The following is a 14,934-nucleotide window of genomic DNA, read 5'->3' as shown; positions in this document are numbered from 1 at the left end:
TTGACCATACGGACAATTTGGTCATCTATACAAAGGAGGGAGCGCCATATGCTGCGAAAAGAGCTGCGGGCCATCGTGCTCCGCCCGAAAGTGTTTGTCCCGATCCTTGCTGTTCTGTTCATTCCTCTTCTGTACAGCGGGTCGTTTTTATGGGCGTTTTGGGATCCGTATGGGCATTTGGACCGCCTGCCGGTCGCTGTCGTCAATGAAGACCAAGGTGCTAAGCTTGACGGCGAACCGATGCATCTTGGCGACGATGTTGTCAAGCGGCTGAAAGAAAAACATTCATTTGCTTGGCATTTCGTCAGACGAAAACAAGCTCTTCAAGGATTGAAAAACGGAGAGTATTACATGGCCATCATCATCCCCGATGATTTTTCCGCCAATGCGACGACGGTGCAAAATGAAGCGCCGAAGCCGCTTCGCCTCATGTATATTCCAAACGAAGGGGCGAACTATCTTGTCGGAAAAATTGGTGATTCAGCCGTCATGGCCATCAAAGAGGAGATTGCGAAAAATGTCACCAAGGCCTATGCGGAAACGATGTTGTCGAAGATGAAAGAGGCGGGAAAAGGATTGGAAAAAGCAAGCAAAGGAGCTTCCCGGCTTCGTGATGGAGTCCAATCGGCCGAACAGGGCAGCCGCAAGCTAGTCGAGGGGATGGATGTTGCCGAACAAGGCAGCGCCCGCTTGGCCGCCGGAGCGGAAAAAGCCGAGGACGGTGCCGCTCAATTATCTGGCTACTTAGCTGAACTCGCCGAGAAATCAGTAGTGTTTGAAAACGGACTGCAATCCGTAAGCGACGGGGCAACGCAAGTGCAAACCGGCGCGGCCGCATTGCGAGACGGCCTCGGGAAGCTTGCTGACGGAAGCCGCCGCTTGGCTGATGGGGAACAACAAGCGCAAACCGGCGCCGCTGCGCTGGCGACGGGTCTCCATGAATCGCTAAATGGTATGAAAACATTGCAATCCCGTCTTCCCGTTCTAACCGACGGAGCAAACATGGTGAATGAAGGAGCTGGGCAATTGGCGCAAGGGATGGCAGTGTGGAAACAAAAAGCGGGAGAGGCTGCGGCCGGTGCGGATAGAGTGAGCGAAGGATTGCAGCAATACGCCGCAGGATTGCAGGAGTTGGCTGAAAAAGCGAGCGACCCAGAGCAAAAAGCAGCGCTACAAGCATTGGCGCAACAGCTAGAGCCGCTTGTCGAAGGAAGCCAAGCCGTGGCGGCCGGCGTCGGGGAACTGGCCGAGAAAGCCGGACAGCTTCAAAGCGGTGCCGCTCGTCTGGCTGATGGCGCATCATCGCTCGCGAGCGGGCAGCAAGCCGTGCAGGAGGGGATCGAGAAGATCGCCAACGGACAGCAGCAACTTGCGGCCGGGGCTGATCGATTGGCTGGTGCCCAGCAAAAATTAACGGACGGGGCAAACGAGCTGGCTGGGCAGCTCGAGCGGGCTTATCGCGGGGCGCAGACGCTTGCGGAAGGAAGCGGCCGATTGGCTGAAGGAGTGCATGAGCTCGCTCTTGGTTCAGGCAAGCTCGTTTCTGGAACGCGCGAATTGGCCAATGGGGCGGGCGAACTGTCAGATGGCGTCGGTGCCGTGGCGAAAGGCGCAGCGTCGCTTCATCAGGGGATGGGTCGCCTCGTTGGCGGCGGGCAGTCGTTATCGTCCGGGTTGGAACAGTTGGTGCGAGGATCGGCGAAGCTGGCGAATCGGTTGGATGAAGGATCGAAAGAGGCGGCTGGCGTTCGGGCGAACGAACGTGTTTATGAGATGATCGCCGATCCGGTGAAAAACGACAAAGAGCCGCTCCATCATGTGCCCAACTATGGAACCGGTTTTGCTCCGTATTTTTTGTCGCTTGGGTTATTTGTCGGCGCCTTGATGCTCACCATCGTCTTTCCGCTGCGTGAGCCGGTCGAGCGACCATCGTCAGGCGTCGCCTGGTTTTTCGGCAAATGGGGAGTGCTCGTTTTGGCTGCGGCAGCGCAAACACTCCTGGCCGATGCATGGCTGTTGTATGGGCTTGATTTGCATGTAGAAAGCATCGGGCATTTTCTAGTGTTCACTTGGATCATCAGCATAACGTTTATGATGATTGTTCAATTCCTTGTCACCGTGTTTGACAACCCGGGCCGGTTTCTTGCCATTTTGCTATTGATTGCCCAGCTAGTTGGAAGCGCCGGCACGTATCCGATTGAGCTCGTTCCGGGTGCGTTGCAGTCGCTTCATCCGTGGCTGCCGATGACCCATGCGATCCGTGGGTTGCGGGCAGTCATTTCAAGCGGTGATTTCTTGGCCATGTGGAAGGAAACTGCGATATTGCTTGCGACAGCCGCGGTCTTTGCCTTGGCGACGCTCGCGTATTTTCTCCTTCGGTATCGCCGCTGTTATGCGGTATGGACGGAAACGGAAACAGCGGCTCAAACGTGATGGTTGAACCATGCCGTCTCGAAGGCGTCCTAAAAAGATTGGGACGCCTTTTTGCATTGGCCAATATCGGAATCAAACAATATATGGAAAAATAATGGGAAGAAAAACCATTTGCTGGGGCGGGGGATTGCTTTTTGCGGCTGGGCCGCCATTAGAACGTTGTGTGTGATGGCGTCCCTGAGATTGGCAAAAAAAATGCCTCTTAGCTGGAGGCAGTCAAGAGAAAAGGCAGGCTGCATTGGGGAACAGCCAAACGCCGGCGGGGCAGCCGACGTTGCGACACAAGGGATGCTTCCGCTCACCTATTGGCGGTAAGCGGCGCCAAGGCAATCAGAGCACGTATTGCCGTAGCATTCATGCTGCTCGTCAATCTCTTTGCCGCAGTGCAGACATTTTTTTGGCGGTAAGTTTCTGAAAAATTCCAACACTTTCACCAACATTCCGATCCCCTCCGTTGTCTTGGTAATTTCATTGTATTATAACACGGAATAAAATGTCAATAGGTGTTTTAAAACAAAAATCAACAAAGATGAAAAAATAGGCGCGGTTGTGTATGATGAAGACAAAACGAATGGAAGGAGAGAACCGAAAATGAAAGTGACGGTCATCGGCTATTGGGGAGGATTCCCTGCCGCCAATGAAGCGACATCGGCGTATTTGTTCGAGCATGACGGATTTTGCTTGCTCGTTGATTGCGGTAGCGGGGCGCTTGCCAAGCTGCAAAACTATACGGCTGTGGAAAACTTAGATGCGGTCATCATCTCCCATTACCATTACGACCATATCGCCGACATCGGCCCGCTCCAATACGCGCGTCTCATTCATAAAAATTTGGGAGCTGACCTTCCCGTCTTGCCGATTTACGGCCATGTGGAAGACGAGGCGGCGTTTTCCTGCTTGACGCACAGCGGCATTACGGAAGGAATTGCCTATGATCCGAATAGGACGCTGGCTGTTGGGCCGTTTTCGATCACATTTATGAAAACCGTCCATCCGGTGCCATGCTACGCGATGCGCATCACTGCCGGCGGCAAGACGGTTGTTTATACGGCCGATTCAAGCTATATACCGGAGTTTCTTCCGTTTGCCAAAGGAGCCGACTTGCTCATTTGCGAGTGCAACTTTTACGCTGGGCAAAACGCGGCGCCGGCTGGGCATATGACGAGCGAGGAGGCGGCGGCCGTTGCCGAGGGGGCTGGCGTCGGGGAGTTATGGCTGACGCATTTGCCGCACGTTGGCCGGCACGAGCAGCTGGTTGAGGAGGCTGGCCGGACGTTCCGCGGTGTCATCCGCCTCGCCCACACTGGCCTGACATGGGCGCAATAGGCCAAAAACAAGGGAGAACAGCAAAGGAAACGCTTTCCCTTGCCCTTTGCTGTTCTTTTTTTTATAATGAATATAGTTCGAATTTTTTTACTTATAAAATGAATGGTTATTCATTCATTTTGGGGGAGGAGCTCATATGAACATCACAACGCGATTGGCGCAAATTGCGAAACAGTTGCCGGACAAGGAAGCGTATGTATTCATGAAAGAGCGGCGCACGTATCAGCAATTGAATGCTGCGGTGTCACAGTTTGCCGATGGCTTGGCGCAGCTTGGCGTTCGCCGAGGCGACCATATCGCCTTGCTGCTTGGCAATTCGCCGCAGTTTGTCATCGGCTTGTACGGAGCGCTGCGGCTTGGGGCGACCGTCATTCCGATCAATCCGATTTACACGCCGGAGGAAATTGCCTACATTTTGCATAACGGCGACGTAAAGGCGGTGATCGGCCTGGACTTGCTCGTTCCGTTGTTTGCTGAGGCGAAGAAGCGGCTTCCGCTGTTCGAGCATGCGATCGTTTGTGAAACGCCGGAAGGGAAGGAAAAAGGCATTTCCTTGTCGGGAGGAATGAAATCGTTTGCAGAAGTGTTGGCGGACGGCAGCCCGGACTTTACCGGACCTGAACTGGGTGATGATGATGTCGCCGTCATTCTGTACACATCGGGGACGACTGGCAAGCCGAAAGGGGCGATGCTCACTCATAAAAACATATACAGCAATGCTCAAGATACGGCTGATTATTTAGGCATCAACGAAAACGATCGCGTCATCGCCGCGTTGCCGATGTTTCATGTTTTTTGTTTGACCGTGGCGCTCAATGCCCCGCTGATGAACGGCGGAACGGTGCTCATTATGCCAAAGTTCAGTCCGTCGAAGTTGTTCCAGCTGGCCCGCGAAGAAAAAGCGACAATTTTTGCCGGCGTGCCGACCATGTACAACTTCCTTTACCAGCATGAGGGAGGAAGCGCAGACGATTTGCGAACGCTCCGCCTCTGCATCTCAGGAGGCGCTTCGATGCCGGTCGCCTTGCTTGAAAACTTTGAGAGAAAGTTCAATGTCATCATCTCGGAAGGGTACGGGCTCTCGGAGGCGTCCCCCGTCACCTGCTTCAATCCGCTCGACCGGCCGCGCAAACCCGGTTCGATTGGAACGAGCATTAAGAATGTTGAAAATAAGGTCGTCAACGAATACGGAGAAGAAGTGCCTGTCGGCGAAGTCGGTGAGCTTGTCGTTCGCGGGCCGAACGTCATGAAAGGGTACTACAAAATGCCCGAAGAGACAGCGGCCGCCTTGCGCGACGGCTGGCTGCACACAGGCGATTTGGCGCGCATGGACGAGGACGGCTATTTCTATATCGTCGACCGAAAGAAAGAGATGATTATCGTCGGCGGCTACAACGTGTATCCGCGCGAAGTCGAAGAAGTGCTGTACAGCCATCCGGATGTCGTGGAAGCCGCGGTGATCGGCGTGCCGGACCCGGATTACGGAGAGGCGGTGCGGGCGTATGTCGTCGCGAAAAATCGGGAGCTGACGGAAGCAGAGCTCATTGCTTACTGCCGTGAGCGGTTGGCAAAATATAAAGTGCCGAGCGCGATTGACTTTTTGGACGATCTGCCGAAAAACGCGACAGGAAAAATTTTGCGAAGAGCGTTAAAAGAGCGGCTCGCGTCTTCCCACGCTTGATGGTGCTGAATTTTCAGCACCTTTCCTTTTTTTTGAATAGTATATTGAAAACAAGCAGAGAAATTTATATAATTTAACACATAAAAGTTTAAAAGGACTAAACTTCTCTACATAGGGGGATGGGATCATGGGTCAATCGATTCGGTGGCTCGCCGCAGTATGTGCGGCCAGTTTTTTGTTGCTTGGCGGCTGCAGCGGTGCGAAAGAGACGGGAAGCAGCCAGGGAAGCGGCGGGAAGAGCGAGAAAGAAAAGACGTACAAAATCGGCGTGACGCAAATTGTCGAGCATCCTTCGCTCGATGCGGCGCGCAAGGGATTCCAGCAGGCGTTAAAAGACAAAGGGCTGTCCGTTGAGTATGACGTGCAGATCGCCCAAGGCGACCAAAGCAACAACCAAACGATCGCCAATAATTTTGTTTCCGACGGCGTCGACTTGATTTTTGCCAACTCAACGCCAAGCGCGCAGGCGGCGCTCAATGCGACGAAAGACATTCCGATCGTGTTCACCTCGGTGACCGACCCAGTCGGCGCCCAGCTTGTCCAATCGATGGAAAAACCGGGCGGCAATGTGACGGGAACGACCGATACGCACCCGGAGGCTATTCCGAAAACGGTGCAGTTTATTGACAAATATATCAAAGGCAACCGCGTCGGCATGGTATATAACGCCGGCGAACAAAACTCCGCCGCCCAAATCGAACAGGTGAAAAAGGCGATGCAAGGAACGGACTTGCAAATCGTTCCTGCATCCGTATCGACGTCGGCAGAGGTGAAGCAGGCGACCGAGTCGCTCGTCGGCAAAGTCGATTGTCTGTACATCATCACCGACAACACGGTCGTCTCGGCGCTCGAGTCGGTGATCCAGGTGGCGAATGAACACGACATTCCGCTTTTTGTCGGCGAATTGGATTCTGTCAAGCGCGGCGGTTTTGCGGCGTACGGGTTCGACTATTATGACATCGGCTACGAAGCCGGGGAAATGGCGGCGCAAATTTTGCAAAACGGCAAAAAGCCAGCCGATTTGCCGGTGCAATATCCACAAAAATTGAAGCTTGTCATCAACAAAAAAGCAGCGCAAGAAATGGGCATCAAGCTCAATCCGGAATGGGATTCCATTGCGGAATATATTGAATAAGCGGCCGTCCCTCCTTCGATGAAGGAGGGGGGCCAAAGAAGTAGGTAAAAGTGCGTTTTTGCACTCAACGTGTCAAATGCGCCTTCGGTGTGTTTCCGAAAAGGTAGGTGAAAAGTTGTGTGGACAGCGATGTTCAGTTCCGTCGAAGCCGGCTTGATTTACGCCGTGATGGCGCTCGGCGTCTATTTATCGTTTCGCATTTTGGATTTTCCCGATCTGACAGTTGACGGCAGCTTCGTCACCGGCGCGTCCGTCGCCGCCGTGCTGATTGTCAATGGAGCCAACCCGTTCGCCGCCTCAGCCGCGGCGCTTTTGGCCGGCTTTGCCGCCGGGGTGTTGACCGGGCTTTTGCATACGAAAGGGAAAATCAATCCACTGTTATCCGGCATTTTAATGATGATCGCTTTGTATTCGATTAATTTGCGCATTATGGGCAAATCGAACGTACCGCTCTTGCAGCAGGAAACGGTCATCACGAAAATCACCGCCGTCTGGCGGCAAGCCGGGTTGGATGCGGCGCTCAACCATCTTGTTTCCTTCACTGGCTTTGCGCCGCGGACATGGGCGGTGCTTGTGTCAATGGCGATTGTCGCGCTAATGGTCAAAGGGCTGTTGGATTGGCTGCTGAAAACAGAAGTGGGGATTGCCTTGCGGGCAACCGGGGACAACAAACTGATGGTGGCGAGCTTTTCCGCCAACACGGATTGGTTGATCGTGTTTGGCCTTGGGCTGTCGAACGCGCTCGTGGCGCTTTCCGGAGCGCTCGTCGCCCAGTATGGCGGATTCAGCGACGTGGGGATGGGAATTGGGATGATTGTGATTGGCCTGGCTTCGGTCATCATCGGGGAGGCGTTGTTTGGCGCCCGTTCGGTCGCACGCGCGACGTGGGCGGTGATCGGCGGCGCCATCGTCTATCGCCTCATTTTGGCGCTCGCGTTGCGCGTCGAGTTTTTGGAGACGGGCGATGTGAAATTGATTACCGCGCTCATTGTCATGCTGGCGCTCGTCGTGCCCAACACGCTGGCGGCACAAAAAGAACGGCAGCGAAAAAAGCGGAGGGCGCGGCAGTTGGAGAGGAGGGAAACCGTTGCTGGAGCTGAAACGAATTACAAAAGTGTTTAACGAAGGAACGGCTGACGAGAAAATCGCTTTGCGCGGCATTGATCTGACGCTTGCCCCCGGCGATTTCGTCACCGTCATCGGCAGCAACGGCGCCGGCAAGTCCACGCTCATGAACATCATTTCCGGACGGCTGTCTCCTGATACCGGCGAAGTGTGGATCAACGGCCGTAATGTAACCGCGCTCAAGGAGCATGCGCGCGCCCGCTGCATCGGCCGCGTCTTTCAAGACCCGATGGCCGGCACCGCCCCGCATATGACGATTGAGGAAAATTTGGCGCTCGCCTACAACCGGACAAAGCGGCGCACGTTAAGGCTTGGCGTCACGAAGCAAAAGCGCGAATGGTTTCGGGAGACGCTGCGAACGCTTCATTTAGGGCTTGAAGACCGGCTCGCCGTCAAAGTCGGGCTTCTTTCCGGCGGGGAGCGGCAGGCACTTTCGCTGTTGATGGCGACGTTTACAAAGCCGGATCTGCTTTTGCTCGATGAACATACCGCCGCCCTCGACCCGGCGCGCGCGGAGTTGGTCACGGAGTTGACGAAGCAAATTGTTGAGCAGCACCGCCTGACGACGCTCATGGTGACGCACAACATGGAGCAGGCGATTCGTCTTGGCAACCGGTTGATCATGATGGACGGCGGGCAAATCATTTTTGTGGCGGAAGGAACAGAAAAAGAGGAACTGACGGTCGAGCGGCTGCTTGAGGCATTCCAACGCATCCGCGGCAGCCAGTTCGCGAGCGACCGCGCCGTGCTCAGCTCATAAAACAAAACGAGGTGTCCCTTCTTGGCAAGGGGACACCTCTTCTGTTCGGTCGGCCGGTCAAATCGTTTTGGCTGCCGGTTGTGTCGCTTGTCGGTAAGCGGCTTGCAGCGCCTTCGTCACCACCCCCGGCTCGCCGTTTCGGATCACTGTTTCGTCGACTTGAATGATGGGGATAATCGCTGACGTCGTGCTCGTTAAAAACAGTTCATCCGCTTTGGCGAGGTCGTTGGGGGAAAACGCTTCTTCGACAAATGGAATGCTAAGCTCAGCGCAAAACTGCTTCACTTTCGTGCGGACGATGCCGTTTAAAATCCGCTCAGTGGCCGGATGAGTGTACACCGTTTCATTTTTGACAAGAAAAATGTTTGACGAACTGCCTTCGGTTACGACGCTGTCGCGATGGAAAATCGCTTCAAACGCCCCGCGCTCGACCGCTTCCTGTTTAGCCAATACGTTCGGCAGCAAGTTCAAGCTTTTGATATAGCAATATTCCCAGCGGACATCTTTTGTCAAAATCGCGCGCACACCGTGCGTCATTTCCTCGGTTTTCCGCGCCATCGGCTGGATGTAGGCGTACAAATTCGGGCGTTTTTCGGCTGGGAACGCATGGTTGCGCGGGAAGCTGCCGCGCGTCACTTGCAAATACAAAATCGCATCTTCCTGCACATCGTTGAGGCGGCGAAGCTCCTCAAGCCGTTCGATGAGCTCTTCGCAGCCAAACGGAACGGATAGGCGAATGGCGGCCGCTGAACGGTACAGCCGGTCAAGATGCTCGCGAAGCCAAACATATATCCCGTTATATAAGCGGACGACTTCATAGACGCCATCGCCAAATTGCAAGCCGCGCTCTTCCATCGGATATGTTACTTGTTCATACCGGACAATGCCGCGTTCGGTCAATACATACGGTTTGACTGACATGGACGTGCACTCCTTTTTTTGCCGCAAATCATTCAATATTATATCATAGAATGAAAGTGTTGACATATGTTCGGGTTGCGAAACGTCGGCGATTTTTGGACAATAGAGTTATCAGTCTAGTAAAAACGGGGGGATGAATGATGGAAACGACATGGGCAGCCGGCAAGATGGCGCCGTTCCGCCAAGGGGTGCAAGCGGGGGTGGCGATCGCCATCGGCTATATGCCGATCGCGCTGGCGTTTGGGCTGCTCGCCAAAACAACCGGACTGACGCTTGCCGAGACCGTGCTCATGAGCATTGTCGTCTTTGCCGGCGCCTCGCAATATATCGCGTTAAGTTTGCTTTCGGCGGGCACCGGAGTGTTTGAAATTGTGTTGACGACATTCATATTAAACATTCGCCATTTTTTAATGTCGGCGTCCCTTAATGAAAAGGCTGAGCCGGACGCGCTTTGGAAAAAAGCGCTGTACGCCTTTGGCATTACCGATGAGACGTTTTCGGTGGCGGCGATGAAAGAAGGAATGATCAACGCCTCATATATGTTTGGGCTCATTGCCATGGCGTATGGCAGCTGGGTCGTCAACTCGGGCATTGGTTATGCGGCTGGGGCCGGTTTGCCGGAAAGTTTGCAAGAAAGTATGTCCATTGCCTTGTATGCCATGTTTATCGGCCTGCTCGTTCCAGCCTTGAAAAAGCAGCGGAAAATCGTCTGGCTGGCGGGGCTGTCGGCTTTATTCAACTCGATCGGCACATTTGCTCTTCACTTGTCGAAAGGCTGGTCGATCGTTTTGGCTACATTGTTGTCGGCCATCATCGTTCAATGGCTGACGAAGGAAGGGGGAAACGGCGGTGAATAGCACGATCGTATGGATGATCATCGGCATGGGGGTCGTGACGTATTTGCCGCGCCTGTTGCCGTTTGTGCTGCTCGGCCGCGTCGAGCTGCCGCCGTTTTGGCAAGGAGTGCTGAAAAATGTGCCGTATGCGGTGCTTGGGGCGCTCATTATTCCTGACGTTTTTTTCATCCAAGATGATCTTTGGTTCGGTGTCATCGGTTTTGCGGCGGCCGTCATCACAGCTTGGCTTGGGGCGAACGTCATGATCGTCGTGCTTGCGGCGGTTGCGGCGCTCAGCCTGTATTCGTTGTTTGTTTAAAAAGGGAAGCGGACATCGCTTCCTCTTTTCCTTTTGCGACAGCTATGCAAACTTATGGCAATTCCTCCATAATCGCCTCATATACCTCATCGACATGAAATCGAGATGTCCCCATGCCGATTTGTTTGGCGACACGCCCGTTGCGGCCAAGCAAGTAGGCGAACGTCGTGTGTACGATCATGCCGTTGCCCGGGTCGCGGTATTGAAAGTGGAAGGCATCCGCTACTTTTTTCGTGTCCGCTTCACTGCCGCGCAAAAACACCCACCCTTGCCCGTCGCTGGTGATTCCAAACGTACGGGCATATGTTTGCAGCTTTTCATTCGTATCGCGCGCTGGGTCGATCGTGATCGTGATGAATTCCACCTTGTTCCCAAATACCCCGGCTTTTTTCAGACGATCGCGCAGTTTTGCCATTTGCGCTGTCGTGTTCGGACAAACATCCGGACAGTTTGTGTAAATAAACTCGACAAGCCGCACTTTCGGCGGAAGGTCGCCAAACTCGTATGATTTTCCCCATGCAGTTTCCATCGTCACGTCATTTGGAAGCCGCATCGTCGATGGCTGGTAGACAGCAAAGTACAGGATGCCGACGCTGATGCCGATGATGACAAGAAGGGCAGCTAACGTATACCATTTTTTCACCATTCATCACTCCTTAATATGATCATATCAAAAAGATTAACGAAAAAATCGCGATGTTTATGAACAATATACGACCATTTTCCTAATTGAAAAAAGTTTCAAAAAAAGGCTTGCACTTTTGTTTTTCTGTTATATAATAAAATCGTAAATAAAAACAATGTAGTATAACAATAGAGAGATGGGGGAAGGAAAAATGGCGTCATTTGCTGAACGTGTCCGGCAATTAGAAGAAAGTTGGAAAAATGAGGAGCGCTGGAAAGGGATCGTCCGTCCGTACAGCGCTGAGGATGTCATTAAACTGCGCGGCTCGCTGGATATCGAGTATACGCTCGCTCGGCGCGGAGCGGAAAAACTGTGGAAGCTGCTTCATACCGAGGATTATGTCGCGGCTCTTGGCGCGCTGACCGGAAATCAAGCGGTCCAGCAAGTGAAAGCGGGCTTGAAGGCGATTTATTTAAGCGGCTGGCAAGTGGCGGCCGATGCCAACCTCGCTGGACAGATGTATCCGGACCAAAGTCTGTATCCGTCCAACAGCGTTCCGCATGTCGTCAAGCGAATCAATCAAGCGTTGCAGCGCGCGGATCAAATTCAATACTTAGAAGGCAGCGGGGACGTGGACTACTTTGTGCCAATCGTCGCTGACGCTGAGGCGGGGTTCGGCGGCCAACTGAACGTCTTTGAACTCATGAAGGCAATGATTGAAGCCGGAGCGGCTGGCGTCCATTTTGAAGACCAGCTGTCATCGGAGAAAAAATGCGGCCATTTAGGTGGCAAAGTGCTTTTGCCGACGCAGACGGCGATTCGCAACTTGATTGCGGCGCGGTTGGCCGCCGATGTCATGGGGGTTCCGACGGTGCTCATCGCCCGCACCGACGCGAACGCGGCTGACTTGATCACAAGCGACATCGACCCGCGCGATCAGGAGTTTATTACCGGCGAGAGGACACCGGAGGGCTTCTATCGCACAAGAGCCGGTTTGGAACAAGCGATCGCCCGCGGGCTTGCCTATGCGCCGTATGCCGACCTCATTTGGTGCGAGACGAGCGAGCCGAATTTGGATGAGGCGCGCCGGTTTGCCGAAGCCATTCATGAAAAATTCCCAGGCAAGCTGCTGGCGTACAACTGCTCGCCGTCGTTCAACTGGAAGAAAAAATTGGACGACGAAACGATCGCCAAATTCCAGCAAGAGCTCGGCAAAATGGGATACAAATTTCAATTTGTCACTTTGGCTGGCTTCCATGCGCTCAACTACAGCATGTTCGAGCTGGCGCGCGGCTACAAAGAACGCGGCATGGCGGCGTACGCTGAGCTGCAGCAAGCGGAATTTGCCGCCGAGAAGTACGGATACACGGCGACGCGCCATCAGCGCGAAGTCGGCACGGGCTATTTCGACGAAGTCGCCCAAGTGATCTCCGGCGGCCAATCGTCAACAGTCGCCTTGAAAGGATCGACAGAAGAGGAGCAGTTTACAGCCATCTAATGCCGATCATCAACAAAGGGACGTCCGGCTTGGCCGGGCGTTTTTTTTGTTTGAGACGAAGAGCCACCTTGCTTCCATCGCATAATAAGGAAAAAAATGAGGCATCCTATGCAGTACAAGGAGGCGATGTGATGGAAAAGAAGCAAGGCGGCCTGCCGGAGTTGATGCCTGCTGAGTTTCGCGTCAGCACGGATCTTCATTTTGAGCAATGGTCGATGAATGAAGAGACGTATGCTGGCGACTCCGTCGGCGAACATACCGCCTTGGAACAGGCAAATGAATATTTGGCTGCCAAAGAGATCGGTCAAACATTTGAAAACTCCTGACATCCCCCATGACATTCGTCATGGGTTTTTTCGTTAACTTTTTTCAAAATATAGAAAAATATGACTCTTGATGGTATGATAGGAGTAGTGATTCAGTTGATCATGGGAGGAGATGAACGGATGAAAGTCAATGAATTCATTGTGCTGGAACATTTCGTCGTAAGCCGTTATACGATGGCGGTTCTCCCGTACTTTGTCAACAGCGATGTATACGCGAAAGTCATTGAAGAGGACGGCGAATATATCATCAAACAAACGCCGATTGACATTATTAAACATAGTTGCGATTACTACGGAAGCAGCTTTCAAGGGAGAAAAGAAGGGACAAAAGCCGTCATCGGCATCACCCATAAAGCGCCGATTGCCATCGAACCAGCCAATGAAATTTACGTATTTCCAACCGCCTCTCCACGCGATTCCCGCTGCGTTTGGCTTTCGCACATCCATGTCTGCCAGTATGAGCCTGCCAAATATGAGCGGACCGTTGTTTATTTCCGCAACGGAAAAAGCGTACTCCTCGACGTTTCCTACAAATCGTTTATCAATCAATTGTACAAAACGGCGCAACTCCGGACGAAACTGTCCGAACGGATGGAAGCGAGAGAGCGCAAACTCCAATACATATTTCGCATGCAGCAAGAAAAACAGAGTTAGCTGGACAAATTGATAAAAATGGTTTTTCCGAAAGATGAGTTCAAATTAAGCGTCTGGACGTGTAAAATAAAAAATATAAACGGCATTTGAATGGGGAATAGACATGGATATGGAAACAATCAAACAATGGTTCACGCTCGACAGCATCCTTTCCCTGCTCGAACAATACCGCTCTTTCGGCGTGCTTCCCGGCATCGCAGCGACGTTGCTTGAGTCGTTTTTTCCAATTTTGCCCATGTTCGTCTTCGTGATGGCGAACGCAGCGGCGTTTGGACTATGGAAAGGGTTTCTTATCTCTTGGCTAGGTGCTTCACTTGGCTCGCTCATCGTGTTTTGGCTGACGCGGAAGGTGGGACAAAAGCGATTTTTTCATTTTGTCCGCCGCCATCCCAAAGTGCGGCAGTTTATGCATTGGATTGAGCGACATGGATTTGGTCCGCTGTTTTTATTGTATTGCTTTCCGTTCACCCCGTCGGCGCTCGTCAATATTGTTGCCGGACTGTCGCGCATCAGCCGCCAGCAGTTTATATTGGCGGTGCTGCTAGGAAAGATGATCATGGTGTTTACAATCAGTTTTATCGGCTATGACTTGAAGGCGCTCATCCGTCAGCCGCTGCGCACAGCGATGATCGCCGCAGTCGTTCTGTTGCTTTGGTACGCCGGAAAACGGGTGGAAGCGCGATTTTCGTTGACGGAAGAACAAGGCGGCGAGGAGGGCGGGGAGTGACCAAGCAAAAAGAAAAACGAGGCCGCCGATGGCCATGGTTTGTTGCCGTTTGCGTTGTTGCTACGCTTCGGTTGTTCGTGTTCAGCAATTACGTGGTGGAAGGAAAATCGATGATGCCGACGCTAGAGAGCGGCAATTTGTTGATCGTCAATAAGCTTTCCTATGACATCGGGCCTATTCGCCGGTTCGATATTATCGTTTTTCACGCCAACAAAAACGAAGATTACGTCAAGCGGGTTATCGGCCTGCCTGGCGATCGGATCGCGTACAAAAATGACATCTTGTATATCAACGGAAAAAAAGTTGACGAACCGTATTTGCGCCCGTATAAGCAAAAGCTGCTTGACGGCAGGCTGACCGGGGATTTTACGCTTGAGGAGGTGACCGGGAAAACACGGGTGCCTCCCGGCTGCATTTTCGTTCTTGGCGACAACCGGCTTAGCAGCTGGGACAGCCGCCATTTTGGGTTTGTCAAAATCAACAAAATTGTCGGCAAGGTGGACTTTCGCTACTGGCCGTTTAAACAGTTCGCCTTTCAGTTTTAACCTTCATCTCGAAAGAAGTCTTC

Annotated in this window: 16 protein-coding genes; 13 read left to right on the top strand and 3 right to left on the bottom strand. The window is 52.9% G+C overall.

The window, feature by feature from the left end:
• Nucleotides 1–48 precede the first annotated feature (48 nt).
• Nucleotides 49–2,433, top strand: coding sequence for a YhgE/Pip family protein (locus tag LG52_RS12480; RefSeq protein ID WP_044732188.1), 2,385 nt, complete (start codon nt 49–51; stop codon nt 2,431–2,433).
• A 302-nt stretch (nt 2,434–2,735) separates the two neighbouring features.
• Here LG52_RS12480 and yhfH read toward each other — a convergent pair whose 3' ends face one another.
• Nucleotides 2,736–2,873: a protein YhfH gene (yhfH, locus tag LG52_RS19175; protein WP_075261714.1), complete on the bottom strand. Its 138-nt coding sequence runs from the start codon at nt 2,871–2,873 to the stop codon at nt 2,736–2,738.
• A 151-nt stretch (nt 2,874–3,024) separates the two neighbouring features.
• Here yhfH and LG52_RS12475 point away from each other — a divergent pair, with 151 nt between their 5' ends.
• The 5 genes from LG52_RS12475 to LG52_RS12455 all read left to right on the top strand — a co-directional run bounded on the left by LG52_RS12475 (nt 3,025) and on the right by LG52_RS12455 (nt 8,460).
• The gene (locus tag LG52_RS12475) at nt 3,025–3,759 is read left to right on the top strand and encodes an MBL fold metallo-hydrolase (RefSeq protein ID WP_044732187.1); all 735 of its coding nucleotides are present in this window, start codon (nt 3,025–3,027) and stop codon (nt 3,757–3,759) included.
• 136 nt (nt 3,760–3,895) lie between these two features.
• On the top strand, nt 3,896–5,440 hold the full coding sequence (locus LG52_RS12470; protein ID WP_044732186.1) for a fatty acid--CoA ligase family protein: 1,545 nt from the start codon (nt 3,896–3,898) through the stop codon (nt 5,438–5,440).
• A gap of 127 nt (nt 5,441–5,567) precedes the next feature.
• Nucleotides 5,568–6,575: an ABC transporter substrate-binding protein gene (locus LG52_RS12465; protein WP_044732185.1), complete on the top strand. Its 1,008-nt coding sequence runs from the start codon at nt 5,568–5,570 to the stop codon at nt 6,573–6,575.
• A 129-nt stretch (nt 6,576–6,704) separates the two neighbouring features.
• On the top strand, nt 6,705–7,697 hold the full coding sequence (locus LG52_RS12460; RefSeq protein WP_044733243.1) for an ABC transporter permease: 993 nt from the start codon (nt 6,705–6,707) through the stop codon (nt 7,695–7,697).
• Nucleotides 7,663–8,460 (top strand): ABC transporter ATP-binding protein, encoded by a 798-nt coding sequence (locus LG52_RS12455; protein WP_044732184.1) that lies wholly within the window; start codon nt 7,663–7,665, stop codon nt 8,458–8,460. Before LG52_RS12460 ends, LG52_RS12455 begins: the two co-directional genes overlap by 35 nt.
• 57 nt (nt 8,461–8,517) lie before the next feature.
• On the opposite strand, the gene dat is transcribed toward LG52_RS12455, so the two are convergent.
• A complete protein-coding gene (gene dat, locus LG52_RS12450; RefSeq protein ID WP_044732183.1) occupies nt 8,518–9,381 on the bottom strand; it encodes a D-amino-acid transaminase in 864 nt (287 codons plus the stop codon).
• Nucleotides 9,382–9,521: 140 nt separating this feature from the next.
• Between dat and LG52_RS12445 the strand changes: the two genes are divergently transcribed.
• Both LG52_RS12445 and LG52_RS12440 read left to right on the top strand, forming a co-directional pair.
• The gene (locus tag LG52_RS12445; RefSeq protein ID WP_044732182.1) at nt 9,522–10,238 is read left to right on the top strand and encodes an AzlC family ABC transporter permease; all 717 of its coding nucleotides are present in this window, start codon (nt 9,522–9,524) and stop codon (nt 10,236–10,238) included.
• The gene (locus LG52_RS12440; protein ID WP_044732181.1) at nt 10,231–10,536 is read left to right on the top strand and encodes an AzlD domain-containing protein; all 306 of its coding nucleotides are present in this window, start codon (nt 10,231–10,233) and stop codon (nt 10,534–10,536) included. The genes LG52_RS12445 and LG52_RS12440 overlap by 8 nt, the downstream gene beginning before the upstream one ends.
• 52 nt (nt 10,537–10,588) lie before the next feature.
• Here LG52_RS12440 and LG52_RS12435 read toward each other — a convergent pair whose 3' ends face one another.
• Nucleotides 10,589–11,179, bottom strand: a complete 591-nt coding sequence (locus LG52_RS12435; RefSeq protein WP_044733242.1) for an SCO family protein — start codon at nt 11,177–11,179, stop codon at nt 10,589–10,591.
• Nucleotides 11,180–11,372: 193 nt separating this feature from the next.
• On the opposite strand from LG52_RS12435, the gene aceA reads away from it, so the two are divergent.
• The 5 genes from aceA (at nt 11,373) to lepB (ending at nt 14,911) form a co-directional block, all read left to right on the top strand.
• Nucleotides 11,373–12,659, top strand: a complete 1,287-nt coding sequence (gene aceA, locus LG52_RS12430; RefSeq protein ID WP_044732180.1) for an isocitrate lyase — start codon at nt 11,373–11,375, stop codon at nt 12,657–12,659.
• A gap of 131 nt (nt 12,660–12,790) precedes the next feature.
• Nucleotides 12,791–12,985, top strand: coding sequence for a hypothetical protein (locus LG52_RS12425; protein WP_044733241.1), 195 nt, complete (start codon nt 12,791–12,793; stop codon nt 12,983–12,985).
• A gap of 120 nt (nt 12,986–13,105) precedes the next feature.
• Nucleotides 13,106–13,639 (top strand): competence protein ComK, encoded by a 534-nt coding sequence (locus LG52_RS12420; protein WP_044732179.1) that lies wholly within the window; start codon nt 13,106–13,108, stop codon nt 13,637–13,639.
• A gap of 103 nt (nt 13,640–13,742) precedes the next feature.
• A complete protein-coding gene (locus LG52_RS12415; protein WP_044732178.1) occupies nt 13,743–14,366 on the top strand; it encodes a TVP38/TMEM64 family protein in 624 nt (207 codons plus the stop codon).
• Nucleotides 14,363–14,911, top strand: coding sequence for a signal peptidase I (gene lepB, locus LG52_RS12410; RefSeq protein WP_044732177.1), 549 nt, complete (start codon nt 14,363–14,365; stop codon nt 14,909–14,911). The genes LG52_RS12415 and lepB overlap by 4 nt, the downstream gene beginning before the upstream one ends.
• The last annotated feature ends 23 nt before the right edge of the window (nt 14,912–14,934 follow it).

The sequence above is a fragment of the Geobacillus kaustophilus genome (genome assembly GCF_000948285.1).
Taxonomy (GTDB): domain Bacteria; phylum Bacillota; class Bacilli; order Bacillales; family Anoxybacillaceae; genus Geobacillus; species Geobacillus thermoleovorans_A.
This window is presented reverse-complemented; position numbering and strand designations above follow the sequence as displayed.